This is a genomic window from Aureibacillus halotolerans (assembly GCF_004363045.1).
Classification (GTDB): domain Bacteria; phylum Bacillota; class Bacilli; order Bacillales; family DSM-28697; genus Aureibacillus; species Aureibacillus halotolerans.
Genome location: NZ_SNYJ01000006.1, coordinates 22,479 through 43,397, shown reverse-complemented (window position 1 = coordinate 43,397; position 20,919 = coordinate 22,479). Strand labels below are relative to the sequence as shown.

At 42.1% G+C, this 20,919-nt stretch carries 20 protein-coding genes; 16 read left to right on the top strand and 4 right to left on the bottom strand.

Annotation, left to right across the window (positions count from 1 at the left end):
• The first annotated feature begins 216 nt into the window (after positions 1-216).
• The 12 genes from EV213_RS08765 to EV213_RS08715 all read left to right on the top strand — a co-directional run bounded on the left by EV213_RS08765 (position 217) and on the right by EV213_RS08715 (position 12,373).
• Positions 217-1,035 (top strand): ABC transporter ATP-binding protein, encoded by an 819-nt coding sequence (locus EV213_RS08765; protein WP_133580151.1) that lies wholly within the window; start codon positions 217-219, stop codon positions 1,033-1,035.
• Positions 1,036-1,044: 9 nt separating this feature from the next.
• Positions 1,045-1,407: a YmaF family protein gene (locus tag EV213_RS08760; RefSeq protein ID WP_133580150.1), complete on the top strand. Its 363-nt coding sequence runs from the start codon at positions 1,045-1,047 to the stop codon at positions 1,405-1,407.
• Positions 1,408-2,239: 832 nt separating this feature from the next.
• Positions 2,240-2,665: a hypothetical protein gene (locus EV213_RS08755; RefSeq protein WP_133580149.1), complete on the top strand. Its 426-nt coding sequence runs from the start codon at positions 2,240-2,242 to the stop codon at positions 2,663-2,665.
• A gap of 28 nt (positions 2,666-2,693) precedes the next feature.
• The gene (gene spoVAC, locus EV213_RS08750; RefSeq protein WP_133580148.1) at positions 2,694-3,167 is read left to right on the top strand and encodes a stage V sporulation protein AC; all 474 of its coding nucleotides are present in this window, start codon (positions 2,694-2,696) and stop codon (positions 3,165-3,167) included.
• Entirely contained in the window at positions 3,164-4,177 is a 1,014-nt protein-coding gene (gene spoVAD / locus EV213_RS08745; RefSeq protein WP_166639225.1) for a stage V sporulation protein AD, read from the top strand. The genes spoVAC and spoVAD overlap by 4 nt, the downstream gene beginning before the upstream one ends.
• A 9-nt stretch (positions 4,178-4,186) precedes the next feature.
• Positions 4,187-4,534 carry a stage V sporulation protein AE gene (gene spoVAE / locus EV213_RS20695; RefSeq protein WP_166639237.1) on the top strand — a complete coding sequence of 116 codons (348 nt, stop codon included), beginning with the start codon at positions 4,187-4,189 and terminating at the stop codon, positions 4,532-4,534.
• A 65-nt stretch (positions 4,535-4,599) separates the two neighbouring features.
• On the top strand, positions 4,600-5,448 hold the full coding sequence (locus EV213_RS08740) for a DUF421 domain-containing protein (RefSeq protein WP_133580147.1): 849 nt from the start codon (positions 4,600-4,602) through the stop codon (positions 5,446-5,448).
• Positions 5,449-5,551: 103 nt separating this feature from the next.
• A complete protein-coding gene (locus EV213_RS08735; RefSeq protein ID WP_133580146.1) occupies positions 5,552-6,928 on the top strand; it encodes a PAS domain-containing sensor histidine kinase in 1,377 nt (458 codons plus the stop codon).
• A gap of 162 nt (positions 6,929-7,090) precedes the next feature.
• Positions 7,091-7,864, top strand: coding sequence for a CAP domain-containing protein (locus EV213_RS08730; protein WP_133580145.1), 774 nt, complete (start codon positions 7,091-7,093; stop codon positions 7,862-7,864).
• Between the two features lie 181 nt (positions 7,865-8,045).
• Positions 8,046-8,438, top strand: coding sequence for a hypothetical protein (locus EV213_RS08725; RefSeq protein WP_133580144.1), 393 nt, complete (start codon positions 8,046-8,048; stop codon positions 8,436-8,438).
• A 157-nt stretch (positions 8,439-8,595) separates the two neighbouring features.
• Positions 8,596-10,656: a sensor domain-containing protein gene (locus EV213_RS08720; RefSeq protein WP_133580143.1), complete on the top strand. Its 2,061-nt coding sequence runs from the start codon at positions 8,596-8,598 to the stop codon at positions 10,654-10,656.
• Between the two features lie 1,309 nt (positions 10,657-11,965).
• Positions 11,966-12,373 (top strand): hypothetical protein, encoded by a 408-nt coding sequence (locus tag EV213_RS08715; protein ID WP_133580142.1) that lies wholly within the window; start codon positions 11,966-11,968, stop codon positions 12,371-12,373.
• A gap of 158 nt (positions 12,374-12,531) precedes the next feature.
• Here the strand turns inward: EV213_RS08715 and ppc are convergent, their stop codons facing one another.
• Positions 12,532-15,306 carry a phosphoenolpyruvate carboxylase gene (gene ppc, locus EV213_RS08710; protein WP_133580141.1) on the bottom strand — a complete coding sequence of 925 codons (2,775 nt, stop codon included), beginning with the start codon at positions 15,304-15,306 and terminating at the stop codon, positions 12,532-12,534.
• A 242-nt stretch (positions 15,307-15,548) separates the two neighbouring features.
• On the opposite strand from ppc, the gene EV213_RS08705 reads away from it, so the two are divergent.
• The 4 genes from EV213_RS08705 to EV213_RS08690 all read left to right on the top strand — a co-directional run bounded on the left by EV213_RS08705 (position 15,549) and on the right by EV213_RS08690 (position 18,496).
• A complete protein-coding gene (locus EV213_RS08705; protein WP_166639224.1) occupies positions 15,549-16,619 on the top strand; it encodes an AI-2E family transporter in 1,071 nt (356 codons plus the stop codon).
• A gap of 108 nt (positions 16,620-16,727) precedes the next feature.
• Complete coding sequence (locus tag EV213_RS08700) at positions 16,728-17,036, top strand: hypothetical protein (RefSeq protein WP_133580139.1); 309 nt, start codon at positions 16,728-16,730, stop codon at positions 17,034-17,036.
• A gap of 247 nt (positions 17,037-17,283) precedes the next feature.
• Positions 17,284-17,913 (top strand): peroxiredoxin family protein, encoded by a 630-nt coding sequence (locus tag EV213_RS08695; protein ID WP_133580138.1) that lies wholly within the window; start codon positions 17,284-17,286, stop codon positions 17,911-17,913.
• Between the two features lie 49 nt (positions 17,914-17,962).
• Positions 17,963-18,496, top strand: a complete 534-nt coding sequence (locus EV213_RS08690; protein ID WP_133580137.1) for a TraR/DksA C4-type zinc finger protein — start codon at positions 17,963-17,965, stop codon at positions 18,494-18,496.
• Positions 18,497-18,551: 55 nt separating this feature from the next.
• Here the strand turns inward: EV213_RS08690 and EV213_RS08685 are convergent, their stop codons facing one another.
• From EV213_RS08685 to EV213_RS08675, 3 genes are all read right to left on the bottom strand, one after another.
• On the bottom strand, positions 18,552-19,541 hold the full coding sequence (locus tag EV213_RS08685; RefSeq protein WP_243740044.1) for a class I SAM-dependent methyltransferase: 990 nt from the start codon (positions 19,539-19,541) through the stop codon (positions 18,552-18,554).
• A gap of 184 nt (positions 19,542-19,725) precedes the next feature.
• Complete coding sequence (locus tag EV213_RS08680) at positions 19,726-20,391, bottom strand: TraR/DksA C4-type zinc finger protein (protein WP_133580135.1); 666 nt, start codon at positions 20,389-20,391, stop codon at positions 19,726-19,728.
• A gap of 56 nt (positions 20,392-20,447) precedes the next feature.
• A complete protein-coding gene (locus EV213_RS08675) occupies positions 20,448-20,822 on the bottom strand; it encodes a hotdog fold thioesterase (RefSeq protein WP_133580134.1) in 375 nt (124 codons plus the stop codon).
• Between the last annotated feature and the right edge of the window lie 97 nt (positions 20,823-20,919).

The following is a 20,919-nucleotide window of genomic DNA, read 5'->3' as shown; positions in this document are numbered from 1 at the left end:
GCATGCGATCGAGGAGGCTCGCAGTTCGCCCGTGGAAAGTGAGCGTATGGCAGCTTGTATAAAAAGCAACCAAAACAATGACCTTCAGGTTTAACAAGTTTTATCTAAGTGTGTCTGCCTAATGTAAGGTGCGTAAGTTGAGTAATTAGTGAAGGAAACAGGCTAGTTTTAGGGAAGTAGTTAAGAAATTCAGCAAAGTAAAGGCAGGAGACAAAGATGAGCATATTTTCATTAGACACGATTAACTGGCAACGTAACGGACGTCAAATTCTTAAAGACGTATCTTGGAGAGTTGAGAAGGGTGAAAAGTGGGTCGTTTTTGGAAAGAATGGATCGGGTAAAACAGCCCTGTTAAATATTATTAGCGGGAATATGTTCCCTTCATCCGGAGACGTTAAGGTGTTCGGCGAGACATTCGGTAAATTCCCCCTTTGGGAAATTCGCAAGCGAGTAGGCTGGGTAAGCTCTGCATTACAGGAAAGACTCAAGAGCCATGAAAGCTGTCTCGATATTGTAGTAAGTGGGAAATTTGCCTCTATCGGCATATATGAAGAAGTGACGCAGCAAGATAAAGAAAAGGCAACAGCCCTGCTAACGTCATTGTCGATGGAAGCTTTTGCGACACATGCCTACATGACACTGTCACAAGGGGAGAAGCAGCGGATATTACTTGCAAGAGCACTCATGGCAGATCCAGAGCTGTTGATTCTCGATGAACCTTGCACAGGATTAGATATTCCATCACGTGAAAGTTTGCTGCAAGCTGTTGAGGATTTAAGTCGTGAAAGCGACCTAGTCGTATTGTATGTAACACACCACACGGAGGAAGTCTTGCCGTTTTTTGAAAAAGCGTTACTTATGCACAATGGAGAAATACATAAGAAGGGGCAAACCGAGGACGTGTTTACTTCAGGTCACCTTTCAGCTGTGTTGGATTTGCCGGTCGAGGTAACAAAAACCAACGGACGTTACTATACTGTGCTAGAGAAGGCAGAGTTCTCCAGGTCATGGAAGACCGGAAAAACTGACATGTAGGAGGCTTTTATGCTGGCAAAAGCGCATGCCCATTATTTTGGGGTGTACTCGACTGTGGATGCTGGACATTTTCATGGCGTGAATACGTTTGTATTTGAAGCGAATGGCAATGCAGAAGATGGTCATGTTCATACGTATACAGGTGTTACGAGCTTCGCTAACGGACATTTTCACGCCTTTTCAGGAACGACTGGTCCTGCCATTCCTGTTGGCGCAACATCTCATATTCATAAAATTAAGGGCTGCGTGCGTCATACGTTTGCCAATGACAAGGAAGGGATGTTTGGGGGCATTGTGTATAGCAACCAACCAAAGCTTGTTCATCGCCACTGCTACGAGGGTTATACAGGCTATCCATTAGGGGAAAGATAACCCACAATGTAAAAGACATAACTCAACTTCCGAACATTACATTTGGCAGACAGGACTAGATATAACTGAGGAAACAAGAAATTCATTGTTGTGGTTGCTTTCTATACAAACAGCCATATGCTCGCTTGTACCATAAAGGGTAGACCAGCGCGAGCTGAAGATCCCGGAGGAAAGCCGCTTTTTGATTTCTGAGGAAGCTGAAGCCGTGCCCGTGGAAAGCAAAGTATTTTGACGAAGCGGTCCTGATTTTCTTGCCCCCTAAAAGGCATAAGGGCAACATCAATGCGAAGCTTTCTTCCATTCAGGGACGGGGGATTTATGTACTGCGAAAGTTGTTTTCATAAGCAATAACCCTAACGCTACGAGCATCGTGTAGCGTTTTTTTATTTGGAAAGATTGAAGTCCTTTAGGTACTAGGGCGTGTCTGAGAACTCAGAAGGGAGCAGATGTTGCCGAATTTTTGTTCCACGCAAGGCGCTTTTTCGCAGGCGTACCGGACGTACGTCAAGAAAAAGGAACGCAGCAGGGGACGAAAAGGCGGTGACAGATGCCTCTTAGCGAGTTTTAAGACACGCCCTAAAATTGAGCGCGAAACAAAAATAGTAAAGTGACAAAAAGAGGCGTGTTCAAGCTAGTGAGAGAAGGCAATGATACGTGTTCGATAGAGCCTCAAAAATGATATAGACCTTTACAATATCCTGCATGTAAAAAATGTCAGTTTAAGGTTTGCTTGATCCACACAAAATAACCTCATCTTAGTAGAAAGAACGCTGATCCATTCAAAATTTGTTAAGAGGAGGTATGAATAGTGGTCTTCAGGATTGTTGTTCTCATGTTTTTAATCGTCGTATTAGGTGCTTGTCAAGGAGGAAACCAAGCACAGGATACAGATCGTCTGCTCCATCTAAGCAGCGAAGCATCAACTGCGGTGACTCAACAAGTGTCACATGACATTGAGGAATGGTTAAAGAAAAATCCTGAAATTAAGGCTGTTGAGGCGGTAAATGGTGAAAAAGAAATGGTGCTTGCGTACGATGTTCACCATGAAAAGCGATTCCAAATGAGCGAAATTGAATCAAAGCTCAAAAAGCAATTGAGTGAAAAAAAATCATCTTTAGAAGTGACCATGTCAAGCGACAAAAAGATACTCTCTGAAGTCATGGAATTAAAAAAAGACATGGTGAAAAAAAATCTTACTAAAAAAGAAATAAATCATCGCGTCAAAAAAATCATTTCATTAAGTTATGAAACCGCATGAAAAATGATTGGAAAAAGGAGTGAAAGAGATGGCGAAGAACGAGGTTTCACCTCAACAAAAAGCGTATCAGGCATACGAAAAAGACCGTGAGCTTAAGCGACCAGTAGTAGCGAATTGTTTAAAGGCTTTCTTCTTTGGAGGATTAATTTGTCTTATCGGTCAAGCCATTAGCCTCTTTTTTGTAACGTACTTTGATTTTACGGAACAGACCGTTGGAAATCCAACTGTGGCTGTCCTTATCTTTATCTCAATGCTTCTTACAGGATTCGGTGTGTATGATCGCATCGCTCAAGTGGCCGGAGCAGGTTCAGCCGTTCCAGTGACGGGATTTGGGAACGCTATGATTTCCGCAGCAATCGAACATCGCACAGAAGGGTATGTACTTGGCGTTGGTGGCAACATGTTTAAGCTTGCTGGATCAGTCATCGTTTTTGGGGTTTTCTCAGCCTTTGTCATTTCCATCATAAAAACGATACTTATCACGTTGGGAGTGATTGGATGAGGCAGGGACAGTACACCATTTCCTTTAATCATCCACCTGTCATCCATTCGACTGGTGTGGCTGGAGGTCCGTTTGAAGCAAGAGGCAATCTCGTTGATGCTTTCGATTATCTATATGAAGATTTGTATATTGGCGAGTCTTCTTTTGAAAAAGCACAAAAAAAATTGCTGCAAACATCCTTTGAAATCGCGATTGAAAAAGGCGGGTTAGTGAAAGAAGATATCCAGCATATCGTTTGTGGAGATTTACTTAATCAAATTACATCGAGCAGCTTTGCGACACTTGCTATGGATAGGCCATACATTGGTGTGTTTGGGGCGTGTTCAACCTCAATTGAAGCGCTGGGACTTGCAGCAATGTTTATTGATGGTGGATACGCGGATACTGTCCTCACAGGCACAGCAAGCCATAATGCAGCGGTTGAGAAGCAATTTAGGTACCCAACAGAATATGGTGGTCAAAAACCTCCTACAGCACAATGGACGGTCACCGGAGCAGGGTCTGCTGTCCTGAAATCACAAGGGAATGGGCCAAGAGTTACCTCTGTCACCTTCGGTCGTGTCGTTGATATGGGTTTAAAGGATCCGTTTAATATGGGTGGGGCAATGGCTCCAGCAGCTGTGGATACGATTCAACGACACCTCGCGGACACCGGACGTACACCTGCGGATTATGATCTTATTGTGACAGGCGATCTGGGGCAGATTGGTCGGGCGACCTCACTCGATTTACTAAGAGATCAAGGGCTAGAGCTGATGGATGAAACGTATGTCGATTGTGGACTGCTTATGTATAGCAAAGATCAAAAGGTGCAGGCAGGCGGAAGTGGCTGTGGATGCTCTGCCGTTGGTATTTATGGTCATTTTATCAATGAAATGAACCAAGGCAGGCTACAGAGAATTTTAGCAGTGGCCACAGGCGCGTTGCTTTCCCCACTTTCATATCAGCAAAAAGAATCGATTCCATGTATAGCACATGCAGTCACCATTGAGCGACAGGGGGTGCAATAAGGAATGGAAATGTTTTTTTGGGCGTTTTTAATTGGGGGATTAATTTGTGTCGTGGGCCAGCTGCTCATGGATGTGGGCAGGCTAACACCTGCGCATACATTAAGTTTGCTAGTTGTCGTAGGTGCGATTCTTTCAGCATTTGGTCTATATGATCGTTTAATTGATTTTGCAGGAGCTGGAGCTACTGTCCCCATTATGAGCTTCGGAAATTCGCTCGTAAAGGGAGCGATGGAAGAATCTGCACAGCATGGGATTGTCGGGGTCATTAGTGGGATGTTTGAAGTGACAAGCGCTGGTATCTCAGCCGCAATCATTTTTGCATTTATCGGCTCCTTACTATTTAAAGCCAAAGGATAAGATTCGTTGGGGCGTGGTTATGCCGCGTTCCAATCCTACTGTGTAACAAAAAGGAGCGCTAAAGCATGCCTGATTGGTTAACGATCATACTCCGCTCTGTATTGATCTTGCTGGGGCTGTTTATGACAACAAAGTTGTTAGGGAAAAAACAACTATCGAAGCTCTCTTATTTTGAATATATCGTAGGCATCACGCTTGGTGATATTGCTGGAAGTCTCAGCATGGATAGCGGAATTCAAATACAAGACGGCATTTCTGCATTTATTATTTGGGCTTTTGTCCCATTATTAATGGATAGATTGGCACTTAAAAGCCAAACCTTCCGTGATTTTGCCGATGGTAAACCTTCTTACTTCATAGACCATGGTGTTTTGCTGGAGGAACAATTGAAAAAGGAAAAATACACAACAAATGAATTGCTTGAGCAATTACGTAAGAAAAATATATTCGACTTAAACCAAGTAGAAACAGCGATTTTAGAACCATCAGGTGACTTAAGCGTTCAGCTAAAAGAATTGGATCAGCCATACACCAAGCGTGATGCAAACCGACATTCTGAAAAAACCGGCTCACCTATAACCATTATTAGTGATGGTCATATTCAGCAAAGAGCATTAGCGAAACTGCATCTCACTGAGGACTGGGTTCATCGCGAATTAAGAAATAAAGGAACAAACCCAAAAGATGTTTTTTTAGCACAGCTTAGCGATGATAGGAGCTGGTATATAGATTTTTATAAAGACAGCCAATCACACCAGGCCCAGTTTTTACACAGATCTATTCAACAAGCTATTATCGAACTCGAGCGATATACTAGCGAGAATTCGCAACCCTCTCATTATCATGACACAATTCAACGATTAAAAAGGATGGAAGCAGAAATCGCCCACTCCAAGTATAGTGAAAGAGAATGACCGTAAAAATTATGATACAATAGGAAAAAAAGGGGAAGCGGACTTTTACTGTGAAAAAGTCCATACTTTTCTATATGTTTTCAGTTTAAGGGGGAATGGCATCTTGGATCAATCGTACATTCCGTATACAATACCTGACACTCAAGAAATATTACGCAATCTTGAAGGGATGCTGTATGTTGTAAAAAAGCAAGCGGATGGCAAATTCGTATACTTACTAGCAAAAGGTAAACTGACAGAAAAAAAAGAGTTTTTGCAGCATATGGCAAACAAAACAGTAGACGAGGTTGTTCCTAAATCCATGCTGCCAACATTAATAAAGCACTATCATACGGCATTTATGGGTCATAAAATCACGTTTTCTACAGAGATCGATAATGAAACCTTTGTGACTACACTTAGACCGAAAGAAGGAAGCACAGATTCAATCATCATCGGAACCGTATTTATGGAAACTAAAGATGCCCCAGATGATGTAACTTCCGGGTTGCTTGATTACGCTTTAGACGCGGTGGTTGTTCTGGACGCTTCATCATTAAAAATACATAGTGCAAATCATAAAGCATGTAAACTCCTAGGACAATCGCTCGATGAGCTTACAGTCTCCTATTTAATGGATTATTTTCCGAGCGATATGCGTGATACGTACACTTCATTTTTTGAAGATTTTCAATCAGAAGAGTTCGAAGGTGAATTAACGATTTTTAATAAGGGAGAACAGATGCTGATTACGTATCGGTTGACACCGTTTGAAAAGGTTGGTCTCTATGCAGTAACGTTTCGTGACTTGAACGAAACAGAGGCGTTGCGGCAAAAGCTTGAAAAAGCAGAAAGTATGCAGCTCATAGGAGAACTTGCTGCAGGAATTGCCCACGAAATCAAAAACCCCATTGCTTCATTGCAAGGGTTTTTAAAGCTTCTTCAGCCAACAGTAAAAAAAGAGCAGGCGCATTACATTGAGATTATGAATGAAGAGTTAAAATCCTTAGAGCAATTCTCTACCGAATTACTCGAGCTCGGTAAACAAAAAAACATCTTAAAAAGACATATCCATCCACAATCAATGCTGGACATGGCCATTAGTCTAATGCGTGGCCAGGCTAGAGAAAAAAATGTTCGCTTAAAAACAAAGCTAGAAGCCGCTGATATTATGACGTATGGAGATGAAAAGCAACTCAAGCAAGTATTTATTAACCTTATAAAAAATGCGATTGAAGCTACGCCAGAAGGTGAAAATGTAAGTATTTACTCGACCTTTGATCAAAATAATTTTTCAGTATTTATCAATGATGAGGGAGAGGGTATGTCAGAGCATACGATTAAAAACCTTGGTCAGCCTTTCTACACGACAAAAACTGCAGGTAGTGGTCTTGGCTTAATGGTCGTGTTTAATATCGTGAAAACACATGGAGGGACGATTAAAATTACTAGTGACCAAGGGATCGGTACGCAAATTTCTCTGACGTTCCCAATAGAGTGATGAAGACATCCACGAAAGATCAAGAATTGCGGTTTCGAAGGGTTAGAATGACGAAGGAATAATTTCCATAAATGTGGTATTTATTACCGAGACAAAAACCGACATGAATCCACCTCCAACCTCCGAAACATATCAGTGAAAATACTTTGGAGGTGGACGAGCATGAAAAGTTTGGTTATTGCATCACTTTGTACATCATTATTTGGCGCAACAGCACCAGGGAATGACGCTCCTCAGCAGGATCCTAATCAGGTATCCGCAAACATTCAATCCATTTTAGAGGAAAAAGGATTTTCCAATATTCAAACAAATGGAATTGATGTTGAAAAGCTCCTACAAGAGTTGAACATCAATATGAATACAAAAGGCAATCCGCCTGAGTCAGACGAAAAGGCTCCTGAACAACAGGGTGTACAAGAGCAGCCAGGTAAAGCAGAACAAGCCGAAAAACCTGAAGCAGCTCCAGCAGAGGAGCAGCAACCTACTGTAAAAGCTCCTGAAAAAAATGATGAATCACAATCATCAGATGATAAACAATCATCAGAAGACAACGGGCTACAGGCACAAGAGCAACAAATGCTTGATCTTGTGAATAACGCTCGTGCTGAACAGGGACTTGAGCCACTTCAAGCAGACCCAGAATTAACAAAGCTTGCACGATTGAAAGCACAAGATATGATTGATAACAGCTATTTTTCCCATCAGTCTCCTACGTATGGTTCTCCATTTGATATGATGAATCAATTTGGTGTTGAGTATCAAACTGCAGGGGAAAACCTTGCTGGAAACCAAACTGTTGAAAAAGCTCATGAGGCACTAATGAACTCTCAAGGTCACCGTGAAAACATCTTGAAGAGCGACTATACGAATGTTGGTATTGGCGTCGTTGAAGGCGGTCCTTACGGGACAATGTACGTTCAGCTTTTCAAAGGATAAAAGTATAAACCTCAGGCATCTGCCTGGGGTTTTTATTATTTAGGCGTCTCCATTGAATTGAATCGAATGACCCCCTATACTTGTGAAAGTGTGTCATTGTTCAAGGGGGAAGGTATTTATTTTTTATTGCAAGGATGAACATGTAAGTTGGGACAAGTATCTTGAACCAGTCATTGATCGAGTGGCTGATAGAGCAAACGCCGATATTTCGATTACTATTGAGGATCATCATCCAAAAAGTTTTTGTATTGGTGGCATGTATGATGAGACGAACCACCACATCACGTTATATAAAGAAGGCATTAAAGAACAGTGCACGCAGACGTTTAAAAGTTTAGATTGGTTTTTAAAATATGCAGCTGTCATTTGTGCTCATGAATTAGGTCATGCGACAGATCCGATGCTACAGTCACTAGTGCATGAATACGATAGTACAGAGAATGAGCATGTGAGAAAACAAATTCTTCATAAAATTGAATGCAACGCTTGGGATTTTGCTCAAACGATCCTGACTGACATTCATCCTCAGATCATCAGGGATATTCGTTTACAATCACTTGCTATGTTTAATTGATACCAAGATGATCTTTAAAGCGATTAAGCGCTTTTAAAAGAAACATTTTTCATTTTTTGCATAAAAACGTATGATGGGTAATCTTGTGGAAGATGTGCCTTTATACCTAGCTAAAAGTAGGCTATACTGAAGGCATGTCAAAAATAGAGGTGCTCTGATGACGAACGAAGAGTATATCGTCCTTCAAGATATATTGGACAGCGTTCTTTTTCAAAAAACAAATCAAGGAATGATGATTACGACACTGCAAGGTGAGATTCTTGCTGTTAATCGTCTGTTTGAGGCGCTAACTGGATATCGAGAAGAAGAAATCATCGGTAAAAAGGCGGCTATTTTCAAAACCGAAAAAAACCACAATTTTTGGAAGCAAGTGAAGGAAACCGGGAGCTGGGATGGGAAGCTCATAAGCTATAAAAAAAATGGGACATCCTATGAAAAAGGCCTTAGTATCCGCACGATTTATACGCAAAAGGAAAAGCCTTTGTATTATATAGGGATGTTCTCTGATGTAACCAAAGAAAGTCGAGCAGAAAAACGCCTTCACTTGCAAGCGAAGGTGATTGAACAAACCGTTGAAGGCGTCATGATCACTGATCATAAGTTGCGGATCCTTTCAATTAATCCTGCTTTTACTAGAGTAACGGGATATACGGAAAATGAAGTGTTAGGAAAAACGCCTCGTTTTCTTCAATCAGGAAAACAGGAAAAGTGGTTTTATGAGCGCATGTGTCAGTCTCTTAAAGAAAATGGTGAATGGCAAGGGGAAGTCTGGAATAAAAGCAAAAATGGTACGATTTATCCTGAGTGGTTGTCTGTTAGCGTTGTCACTGACGAGAATGGGAAGCCAACTCATTATGTATCGATTTATTCAGACATTAGTCATCGTAAACAGGCGGAAGACCGCCTTTATAAGCTAGCACACTATGACATGCTGACGGACCTACCGAATAGGCGAACGTTTGAGAACCGACTCAGTCAGGCTATTCAACTTGCCTCACAAGAAAAAACACGTGTTGCTTTGGTATTTATTGATTTGGATCGGTTTAAGCAAATTAATGATACATTTGGTCACGCTGCTGGAGATGAACTACTGCGTCAAGTCGGTCAGAGAATGGAAAAAACAGTTCGCCCGGATGACGTTGTAAGCCGATGGGGTGGTGATGAGTTTACAATTATACTGGAGAACTATGATCACCTTCATCAAATTACGGCGATGGCAGAGGCGATTCATTCAAGCATGTCAGAACCTTTTCACATTCAAGGTGGGGAAACCCTAGTCACACCAAGCATTGGAATCTCAGTGTATCCTGAGGACGGTCAAGATACTGAAATGTTGTTAAAAAAAGCAGATACAGCGATGTACATGGCCAAAAAAGAAAAAAATACATACAAATATTTTACGCAGGAAATGCAAAGTTTGGATGCGCAGCTTAGTGATACGCGCCAAAGAATTCGTACAGCAATGGAAAACAATGAGTTTTTCTTAATGTATCAACCTCAGATCGCCTTAGCTACAGGGAAGCTGTCTGGACTGGAAGCATTGCTCCGATGGAATAATGAAGAGAATGGTTTTATATCGCCTGCCGTCTTTATTCCCCTTGCAGAGGAAACTGGTCAAATCGTTGAATTAGGGCTATGGGTCATTCAAACCGCTTGTGAACAGATTCAAGAATGGTCAATTTCAACAGGTTTATCCTACCCAGTGTCAATTAATATTTCAGCTCTTCAATTGGAGGAAAAGGATTTTGTACATAAGGTAAAGGAAATTATTTCGATGACAGGTGTCGATGCTGCCTTCTTGCGGTTTGAGTTGACAGAAAGCATTTTTATTAAAGACTGCTCGAGTACCATTCAGAGTTTACAGCATTTTAAAGAGATGGGTATACAGCTTGCTGTCGATGATTTTGGAACGGGCTATTCCTCTCTATCTTATCTTAAACGATTGCCCGTCAATGAATTGAAAATTGACCAATCGTTTTTGAGAGATGTACTTATTGATGGAAGCAACGCAACAATTGTAACGGCCCTCATTGATATCGCTCATTCATTGGGTATCCGTGTCGTTGCCGAGGGAATTGAATTGCAAGACCAAGAGTCTTTTCTCAAGAAACGCAATTGTGATATTGGACAGGGCTATTTATATAGCCGACCGGTGTTAGGAGTTGACGTAACGAACCAATGGTTGAAAAAAGAGAACAGCCGAATCTTATCAAAATAAGTGAGGCTCAATCCAGACTATAGTTTCCTTCCAGACAACTTTCGCAGTGCGAAAATCACCTCCATCGCTGGCATGTGCCAAAGTGGAAACAAGGTGAGATAGATCAATTGACGAATCGATGATGCACTTGTGCCCTTCAGGGTGAAGAGTAAATACGACCGCTTCGTCAAAATACTTCGCTTTCCGCGGGCACGGCTTCAGCTTCCTCGGAAAGCAAGCTTTCCTGCGGGATCTTCAGCTCGCGCTGTTCCCGCAGGAGTCTACGTATTTTGACTACGCTGATGTTGGTTTCTGCGTAAATTGTTTTTATTTTGTCCAGGTCTCTACAACGGAGAGATTGAAAATCGAGTTGACCCAGTTGCTTTCGTAAACGAGAAAAGTAAGCGCATCGTTACATGCAAAGTTATATCACCTAATGAAGATTCAGCGGTGGACTTCAGGTTTGTTTGTATTCTGACAACTTGTGCAGTGCAACAATCACCTTCAACGCTGGCTGTGCTTGAGTAGAAGCAAGGTGAGATAATTTGATTAAACTCTTGTGTATTTAGGAAATTCAAGTTGCTCGTGCTCACAATCCTATATTTTCTAAAAGCTCACCTTTTAGTAACTAAGAGCGGATTTCTACACTCTAGTCGCACAAAAAAATGAGTATATTTTAGCAGCCACTAGCGAGACTCCAGCGGCAAAAAAATCACGACGAAGCGTACTTGTGAGTCGATGTTGCCCTAAGGTTGAAAGCGAGCGATGGTTCATTGTATAAATATCCAACCCTAACAATAAATTGCAGGTTTACACAGTTATATCTAAGCGTGTCTGTCAAATGTAAGGTGCGAAAGTTGAGCATTTAAGACAAACAAGGCCAAGGACAGACTGTTCTTAAAACAGAGAACGCATGAATCCCCTCAGTTCATGAATGGAAGCTCACTTTAGCTGAGCGTTTAATAATGAGTTTCGGACAGTAAAAGTGAGCTTCAACATGACTTACTAAGAGGCGTTTGTTCATTAATAAAACAAGGCCACAATGTGAGATTTGGATGGTTTAACTTTAAATGAGGTATTGTAAACTCATCTCAAACTTGTTTTTTTATAAAAAAATTATTGTTTTTTATGTGAGTGGGATAGGCTCTGCCAAGGGGTTTATCCCGTTTTTTTACGAGGTTGTAAAGAATTGAAAACGAATTGTAATAAAAAAAGAGGATGAATTTCTCGCTATACCGGGTAAAGTTCATATAAGCGGGGCAGAGATACTTAGTTAATAGCGCTCACGCAAAATACATTTATTAATTGGAAATTAAAGGAGGAAATAAAAATGAATAGAAAAAAATGGTTAATGTCAATGGCTTCTTCAGCACTAGCACTAGGTGTTCTTGCAGGGTGCGGTGGCGCAGATGATGCGGAACCAACAGATGACGCTCCTGTGGACGCAACTGAGCCTGCTGACGGTGATACAGGCACAGAAGGTGACATGGGCACAGAAGGTGACATGGGCACAGAAGGTGACATGGACGCTGAAGGCGATATGGGCACAGAAGGTGACATGGACGCTGAAGGCGATATGGGCACAGAAGGTGACATGGGCACTGAGGGCGATATGGGCACAGAAGGTGACATGGGCACTGAGGGCGACATGGGTGACACCGAAGGAACAGATGATATGACTGGTGGTACTGATGATATGACTGGTGACACTGAAGAAGGAACAGACGCTGCAGAATAAACTCTGCGCATTACACGATAGACTAGAAAATCCGAGATCTTGTTATCTCGGATTTTTCTGTGCTCTCATTTCAAGGGTTGGTTTTAGTGTGAACTAAAAAAACGTGCCAGATCGATTTCTCATCGATCGGCACGTTTTTTACTGTAGGAGCAATTGGATCAGCCTGTATTCCGAAGACCCGCTGCAAGACCGTTAATGGTCAGAAGTACTTCTCTTAAAAGTCCATCATCGTCCTTCTCATTTCCTTCATGATTTGCTCTCAGTTGAGAGATAAGTTCAACTTGAAGGAAGTTTAAAGGATCAACATACGGATTTCGAAGAATAATGGACGATTTAATGTTAGGGCTATGGTCAAGCAATTCATCTTGCTCAGTAATTTTCAAAAGAACGTCTTGTGTGAGTTTATACTCTTCACTAATGACCCCGAAAATACGCTCAGCAATGTCTTGGTTTTCAACAAGCTTCATGTATTCCTTCGCTGCAGAAAGATCGGCTTTTTTAAGGGCCATTTGTAGATTCTCAATTGTAGAACGGAAAAATGGCCAATGTTTATACATATCTTGAAGCACTGGCAGATGCCCATTGTTTGCATAGGCTGCGAGACCAGACCCAGCAGCAAACCAAGCAGGCAGAAGCTGGCGGCTTTGCGTCCAAGCAAATACCCAAGGAATGGCACGTAAATCATCAAATTTCGAGCTGTTTTTACGGCTTGTAGGGCGCGAGCCGATGTTCAACTCACCTAACTCTGGCAATGGTGTGGATTGTGTAAAATACTCTACAAAATCATCGTCTCCGAATACTAGTGATTGATAGGTCTTTAATGAGACGTCAGACATATCATCCATTGCCTGAACCCACTCCGGCGCGCGATGGTAGTGTTCCTCTGTTTCCGAAGAGATGTGTGCAGTAGCAGCAAGCAAAGCAGATGCGGCTTGCTCTAAGCTACGATGCGCAATGTCAAATAGGAGATACCGTGAGGACAACACTTCACCCTGCTCGGTGATTTTCACGCCATCACCAAGTGTTTCAGCTGGTTGTGAGAGAATACTGCGGTTTAATGGTCCACCGCCTCTGCCGAGAGAACCACCACGGCCATGGAAAAATTTCAAACCAATTTGATAACCTTTTGCCATTTCATGAATTTCCTGTTGTGCTTTATAGAGCTTCCAGTTCGCCGTCAATGTTCCGCCATCTTTACTTCCATCTGAGTAGCCTAGCATGATTTCTTGCATATCGTTACGTTCTTTGAGGTGCCTACGATAAAAATCAATGTCAAAAAGGGTTTTCATGATGTCAGGTCCAGCGACTAAGTCGTCAATTGTTTCAAGCAAAGGAGCGACAGTGAGATGACTCTCAATGCGACCATCTGCGTGTAAACGGAAGATCCCAGCTTCTTTAGCTAATACAAGCACTTCCAATAAGTCACTTGCGGATTCTGTCATACTAACCAAATAAACTTCAATCGACCGAGGACCGAATTCTTTGTGAGCTGAACGAATTAATTCAAACACACCAAAGATTTTTTGCGTTTCCTCGCTTAACGTTTCCTTGAATGAAATTAATGGGCGAGGGTCTTTTATGACAGACGATAACAGAGCAACTTTCTCTTTTTCAGGAAGTGCAGAATAGTTATCAGCAAGATTGACGCTTTTTAAAATTTCATCAAGAGCGGACGCATGCTCGCCACTATGATTGCGAATGTCGAGAGACGCAAGATGGAAGCCAAATAGTTCAACCTGGCGAATGAGGTGGCGAATTCTCTTGGATTCATGGGCACGCATTTGATGTTTTTCAAAGCTTTTGCGAATAAGATGCAAGTCAGCAAGAAAAGCTTCTGAAGAATCATACCCGAAAGTGCTTTTGCCCGTTTCTTTTAATTTCTTTTTAATAATCGTTAGCTTGTTCCGATAAACCTCATGATTAACGACCCACTTTTCCGAAGCTTGCAATAGGTGGGCTTCCTGTTCAACTGACGCTATGAGTTCCTCGCTAATTTGAACATGTTTTGAAGAGTGACTTAAAAAGCGGTGAAGATACTCCGTAGCCTCTATATATTTTTTTATAGCAAGTTCCCGGTGACTTTCAAGTGTTGACCAAGTTATCTCAGGAGTCACATTTGGGTTCCCGTCCCGGTCGCCACCAATCCATGAGCCGAAGCGGAGAAAATTTGGGACACTCCATGATGTTTCTGGATAATGCTTGTTCAAAGAGTCCTCAAGTTCTTGGTGAATTTGAGGGAGGATTTCAAATAGGGTTTTGTCGAAATAATATAGACCGTTAGATACTTCGTCCATAACGGTTGGCTTGCGGTCTCTAAGCTCTTCTGTTTGCCAAAGTGTCATGACTTCATCAAACAAGGCTTCATCAAGCTCTTCCTGTTCACGAGCTGTCAATATAGGGACATCTTTTTTAATCAATAATTCGGCAATTCGTCCATGAATTTGGAGGACCGTCCGACGGGTTGCTTCTGTAGGATGGGCGGTGATAATAAGCTCAAGGTTTAGCTTATGTAGGACCTCTGAGATGACCTCTTGAGAGATATCCTTTTCTTTCATTTTCACAACTGTATTTTCGAGCGATCCTGGCTGCATGACATTTTCAGCTTCACGCTGGTATGCTTTGCGTCGACGAATGCGATGTGTCTGCTCTGCAATATTAACTAAATGGAAATAAATCGCAAATGCACGGATAACCTGTCCCCGTTGTGGAGGTTTTAGAGCAGAAATATCTTTTTTGAGCTGCTGATCACTTGACGTACGATCAGAGTCATTACGAAGCTCCTTTGTTTTTTCACGGATGCGCTCTACCGTGTCTAACAAGGATTGCCCTCCTTGGAGAAGAAGTACATCTCCGAGCATGTTGCCGAGCATTTTCACATCTTTGCGCAGCGGGGCGCTTGTATCATGAGTTTGTTCTGTGTTCTGTGTAGTCATAAAGTATCTCACCCTTTTGCTTTGAAATGGTTCATACTAAAATGTCATGAATAGGTATTCGTCAATATTCCAATCAGAGGAATCGCGCTCAGGACAAGATTTCAAACTCAAAAAAATAAGTATAATTTTTTCTCATACTACCATAGAAACGAAAAAAATTCACGCAAAGATAGAGCGTCGATGTGTTTACTTGAGATTGTGATAGAATAAATTGTAAACTTTTTTAAGAAGAGGTGATGCTTGTGTGGTATCAAAAAGCTTGGTTCAAATATTTGGTAGGCGCAGTCCTTTTACTGTTGGCCATCAAGTTATACGGTGAAGTTCAGTTTTTTATAGAACCTTTATTAACGTTTTTGACGACAATGCTTACGCCAATACTTCTAGCTGGAATTCTTTATTACATATTACGTCCAGTTGTGAGGTGGCTGTCTCAATACATATGGCGTTCATTGTCCATTTTAATCATCTTTGTTGTAATCGTAGGGGCGATGGCTTTTGCGATCACCGGAGTAGGAGGTTTTTTAACTGCTCAGTTCCAAGATTTAGTAAATCAATGGCCAATTATTCTTGCAGCTGGTGAAGAACAATTTAATAATTTGCTTGCGATGGTTGATTTTAATAGTGCACCGGTGACGGAAATTCGTGATAACGTCCTCAATTTCCTGCAAAACTCCTTAGGAACCATAGGAAATAATGTGTTTAGTATCGCTGGTGCTGTGACGAGCGCCATTACAGTCGCTGTTGTTATTCCATTTATTCTTTTCTACCTTCTTAAGGATGATCATAAAGTGTATCCATCATTGCTAAAGTGGTCCCCAAGAAAGTATGAAAATCAAGTCGGGGACGCCCTACGCGAGATGGATGGAACCGTGCAAGCTTACGTGCTCGGTCAAATGCTTGTCGCAACGGTCATTGGTGTCCTTATGTTTTGTGGGTATTTGTTGATAGGCCTCCCTTTCGCAGCAGTGCTTGCTTTATTTGCATTAGTCACATCGTTTATCCCATTCCTAGGTCCTTTTTTAGGGATTCTCCCAGCGATTGTGATCGCCATACCAGATGGTACCTTTATGATCGTAAAGGTGTTGATCGTCTTTGTTATTGTTCAGCAGTCTGAAGGGAATCTCGTTTCTCCGAAAATTTTAGGGGACCGACTTAATATTCACCCAGTGACTGTCATCTTGATCATTCTTGCGATGGGCTCAGTCTTCGGTTTCATCGGTATTCTCCTCGCTGTGCCTTTATACGCTGTTATTAAAGTCGCTGTAAATGCGATAATCTCTGGTATTCGTGAGGCGCGTAACGAAAACGGTTAGAAGGAATAGGGTTCGGGTATACCTCCTAATAACCAAGCATTTCTAGGAAGGACGCCAAGGATTTAGTCCACCGAAAATGCGGATGATAAAATCAGGAGTGATCCAAGGATGGGAAAACAAACCTTTTTCGTAAATGTGCAAACGGGTGAAATGCAAACGGTAGACGTCCCTGACAATGAAGTGACGTATGAGGTTCACGCAAATGAAGAGGAACGTGCAAAGCTTGAACGATATCTGGACGAGACGAAGGAGCATCAATTTGATGCGAAAGCTTTCTTTCTCACACCACTTGATGAATCCTACTCACGAGAAGAACAAAAGCAACATGATCGTTCGTTTGTTCACTTATTCAAATTTCTCCATGAGCTAGGCACAACCGAAACAAAAACAAAGATTGAATCGCTAGGGATTTTATAATGAAAAACGTGCCAATTCGGCACGTTTTTTTATGCTTGCCCCTTATTTCTATACTGTCTAATAATCGTTATTTCCACGCATTGTAGTCTTATGGATTAACTTGTTCAATAAGTGAACGCAGTTAAAATTTGCCCCTTGCTGAAACTCTTCACGGTATCGTAACAAAGGCAACAACTTTTCTGTATGAACATTTCATGGTTTGGCGTACAATAAGGTGGAAATCAGGTTGAAATGAGGTGCGAGGCGAATGTCTAGAACACTTTGGCGGAGAGTCTTTGTATCGCTGTTCCTTGTTGGCCTTGTCGTTTGGGGCGTTATCGATTGGGCAAAGAACAACGAAGTACAAGCAAGTGCTGTCATGTCGTCCATGTTTTTTTGGATAGACAAGGACAACGACAATAATAGCTCTGAACCTGTCCTGTTGACAGGGCCAGACGCTGAACAAATAAAATCAACACTTAAAGTGGGGGAGCTTGCCCCGGATTTCTCCTTGAAAAATGCAGACGGTGAGACAGTTCGCCTGTCAGATTATCGAGGGAAACCAGTGTTGCTTAACTTTTGGGCATCATGGTGTGAACCATGCAAGGAAGAAATGCCCGTGTTCCAAGACTATTACGAATCTGAAAACCCGAGCGTTCAATTATTAACAGTGAACGCTACGACGACAGAGCGGAGCAAAAAGGATGCCGTCAATTTTGTACGTGCAAATGGGTTTACGTTCCCCGTCGTGTATGACACAAAATCAGAAGTGATACCGGATTACAGGGCCTATTACTTGCCAGTCACATTTATGATCGATGCAGACGGAAAACTAACGTATGAGCGTCGTGGCCCCCTTACTGAAAAAATGCTCACTGAACTACTCCCAACATCCTGATGTTTGTTACGTCTCAAACTGAGGAATAGTTGATTAGGAGGGATTTAGAATGAGCCATTTGACTGATTCACAACGAAACACACTTAAACAACAACTGCTTGAAATAAAAAACGCTGTTGAAAATCGTCAAGACAAAAGTGGAGTTAAAGACCAATCTCTAGCAGAGAGTTACGGCGATGTGCCAGCAAGTGCAGACAATCATGCTGCAGACATGGCGACTGAGTTATATGATCGTGAAAAGGCCATCGCGCTTGCACAGCATGATGAAGGTATACTTGATGACGTCAATGAAGCATTGCAGCGTCTGGAAGACGGGACATACGGGTACTGTAAAGAGACCAATGAACCAATTCCAGTGGATCGTTTAATGGCAATGCCCTTCGCATTACGGACCGTCGAGGCACAGGAAAAAGTGGAGAAACAATCTCAGCCCGCCACTTCGCAGGAAACGGAAAAGGCGGGGCTGTATGACCCGCGAAATGAGACGATTGATCGTCTTGAGCAAGAGCAGGATGCCTATCAAGATAGACCAACCGACGATGAAGAAGGAAAGATAGATTTCCCTTCATCAACGAAAGAGTAACGATCATACGGAAAAACGCCTACTCATGGAAGCAGAGTAGGCGTTTTTTTATCTCTTATTTTACTGGCACCCGTGTCTGGGTTGTGATTGGCTTCAACATAGCTACTTCTTTCCGTTTGTTTTCCAAAATAAAAACATACCAACCTCCTTCTCGAACGATTGACGTAGAGTTCACTGGCTTTGTATGAGCGGTTTTTGAAAACTGATGAATTTCTTTCGCTGATGGAAGAGGGTATAAGTTTTCAAAGGCGGTGAAAAAGCTGTTAAACGCACTAGAAAAGGGCTTGCCGTGCTTCGGGTTTTTAATTGGTGTCACAATAAAAAGCTGGCCATTAGGTGAGAGAAGCTGTGCTGCTTTTTCAAAAAGCTTTTGTCTCTGTGAAGGGGCGATGTAATGGAACACATTGTTCATCATTACGATATCAAACCGTTCCTCCGTTTGCGGCATAGACATCACATTCTCATTCATGAAGCGAATGTTTTGGTTTGCGTTTCGATGCTTCGCTTCTTCGATAACAGTTTCATTTATATCTATCCCAGTTAGCGATAACTCAGGAAATTTTTCAGCAAGCTTTGATAAGTAGCCTCCATGCCCACAGCCTATATCCAGCACAGACTGACTGTTACGTTTTTTAACCACCTTATAAAGTTTTTTTAGTGCAAGTCCTTCCAAGAGGGAGGACGTTTCTGCGACAATCTCTCCATGCTTGTCTGCATTAAATTCTTGCTTCGATTTCTGTCTCATCAATTCTGGGTAGGAGAGAAGGGTAGGAATATGAAGCTCCATCATCTCTTTTAAAAGAATGCCACTCATGTTCGTTTTGGTTTTCTTTACTGGCATTTTATTGTAGTTTTTTACTTGAATCAGCTGTTGTTTTTCTTTTAAATGCCCAACCGCCAGGCCGACGTCCACCCACCGTGCAAGCAGATCTTGAGATAAATTACGTTGATCTGCCGCTGTTTGAAGAGAAATCGGTTTTTTGAAGGTGGTAAACAAATCAAGCTCATAGCCAACATAGGCGTGCCATGTTGTTAATATAGGCATGTTTTTTTTCATCCACTTTCTTGCGTGTGCCATTTGTTTATATTCACGGAGCTTCATCTTTCACCACTCGCTTTCACGTCTTTCCCTTCTTTACCACTGAGAGCCGTAATGTAAACGATTCGCTTTTTATAAAAAAAGCGTTCCTGATCAGTCACTGATCTAGAACGCTGCTAAAGTACTACTATTAATCGGAATGGTTGTCATCAATGGATTGTTCATACGCCTCATGACTTCTGGAAGGAACAGCTCTTTTGCCTGATCCGTCTATTGATTTGCTTGCAGTGAAGGTTTCGTACGCCTCAACCGCACCTTCTTGTTCATCCTGGTACAAGGTCATACTGTCGTAATCATAAATATCCGGATCAAAAAGGTCAGCTGGTGTATCGGATGTTCCATAGGCCTCAACCACTTGCCAAGCGTCTTCACCGTCATGTTGAGGAAAATACGTTCGAGATGGTGACAAATTGTCTTCTTCAACCGGCCGATCTGAAGCAGGTTGGTTGTGCTTCTCTGCGTCTCTAATAGTGGTTGCCGTCGGGATTGCTTGTAAGCGTTCAAAGGGAATGGCTTTCCCGCTGATTTCACATCGTCCATACTGCCCTGTTTCTATCCGTTGTAAAGCAGTGAGGATGTCGTTTTTTTCTTTTTCCAAATGCGTGTGTAAGGCCATGTCCTTTTCGCGTTCAAAAAGTTCAGTTCCAGAATCCGCTGGATGATTATCGTAGGTTGATAATTCGGTTCGGGCATTCTGGTCATGTTGTTTCTCATTCCGTTGTTCTGCTTCAATTTCATCAAGTCTATCCAACAAACTTTGGTGCAGTTCTTTTTGCTGATCGTTTGTAAGCATCATCTACCCTCACTTTTTTCAACAGTCGTTTGGGGTAGTATGGACATTTACAAGCTTAATCATGCACGAGGTGCCTTCAGAGCAATTGTGCATCGCGACAGACAAATAAGGGCATGAGTTTCTTTTGTCGTTAACTTTATCTCCCACACCATCGTTGTTTTTCCTTTGTGCACGGGAGTTGCTTTTGCGACCAATATTCCTTCCTTCATAGGACGTATGTGGTTGGCATTGATCTCTAACCCAACAGGGAGTAGTCCCTGTTCACAATGTTCAAGAGCCCCGAGACTCGCTGCTGTTTCGGCAAGAAAAACAGAGGCCCCACCATGGAGATAGCCCATTGGTTGATGTACGTTTTCGTTGACAGGCATTTCTAAAATGACTTCCTCTGCGCTAACGCTAACTTTCTTCACCTGCAATAATTCAAGCATGCTCATTTAAGGCCACTGCCTTTCAATGTGAAATGAAACCCTCATTTTTTTGTTGAGTTTGCTCTACTGGCAACCGTGCCTTTCAATGGTCCTTATTTACACT

Excerpts from the sequence above, each read along its gene's own strand:
- EV213_RS08755 (WP_133580149.1), top strand. The coding sequence starts at position 2,240 with ATGTTTTTAATCGTCGTATTAGGTGCTTGTCAAGGAGGAAACCAAGCA.
- EV213_RS08675 (WP_133580134.1), bottom strand. The coding sequence starts at position 20,822 with ATGAGCATGCTTGAATTATTGCAGGTGAAGAAAGTTAGCGTTAGCGCA.
- EV213_RS08740 (WP_133580147.1), top strand. The coding sequence starts at position 4,600 with ATGCCTGATTGGTTAACGATCATACTCCGCTCTGTATTGATCTTGCTG.
- spoVAC (WP_133580148.1), top strand. The coding sequence starts at position 2,694 with ATGGCGAAGAACGAGGTTTCACCTCAACAAAAAGCGTATCAGGCATAC.
- EV213_RS08730 (WP_133580145.1), top strand. The coding sequence starts at position 7,091 with ATGAAAAGTTTGGTTATTGCATCACTTTGTACATCATTATTTGGCGCA.
- EV213_RS08765 (WP_133580151.1), top strand. The coding sequence starts at position 217 with ATGAGCATATTTTCATTAGACACGATTAACTGGCAACGTAACGGACGT.
- spoVAD (WP_166639225.1), top strand. The coding sequence starts at position 3,164 with ATGAGGCAGGGACAGTACACCATTTCCTTTAATCATCCACCTGTCATC.
- EV213_RS08700 (WP_133580139.1), top strand. The coding sequence starts at position 16,728 with ATGGGAAAACAAACCTTTTTCGTAAATGTGCAAACGGGTGAAATGCAA.
- EV213_RS08680 (WP_133580135.1), bottom strand. The coding sequence starts at position 20,391 with ATGATGCTTACAAACGATCAGCAAAAAGAACTGCACCAAAGTTTGTTG.
- ppc (WP_133580141.1), bottom strand. The coding sequence starts at position 15,306 with ATGACTACACAGAACACAGAACAAACTCATGATACAAGCGCCCCGCTG.
- spoVAE (WP_166639237.1), top strand. The coding sequence starts at position 4,187 with ATGTTTTTTTGGGCGTTTTTAATTGGGGGATTAATTTGTGTCGTGGGC.
- EV213_RS08720 (WP_133580143.1), top strand. The coding sequence starts at position 8,596 with ATGACGAACGAAGAGTATATCGTCCTTCAAGATATATTGGACAGCGTT.
- EV213_RS08715 (WP_133580142.1), top strand. The coding sequence starts at position 11,966 with ATGAATAGAAAAAAATGGTTAATGTCAATGGCTTCTTCAGCACTAGCA.
- EV213_RS08690 (WP_133580137.1), top strand. The coding sequence starts at position 17,963 with ATGAGCCATTTGACTGATTCACAACGAAACACACTTAAACAACAACTG.
- EV213_RS08695 (WP_133580138.1), top strand. The coding sequence starts at position 17,284 with ATGTCTAGAACACTTTGGCGGAGAGTCTTTGTATCGCTGTTCCTTGTT.
- EV213_RS08685 (WP_243740044.1), bottom strand. The coding sequence starts at position 19,541 with ATGCCTATATTAACAACATGGCACGCCTATGTTGGCTATGAGCTTGAT.
- EV213_RS08760 (WP_133580150.1), top strand. The coding sequence starts at position 1,045 with ATGCTGGCAAAAGCGCATGCCCATTATTTTGGGGTGTACTCGACTGTG.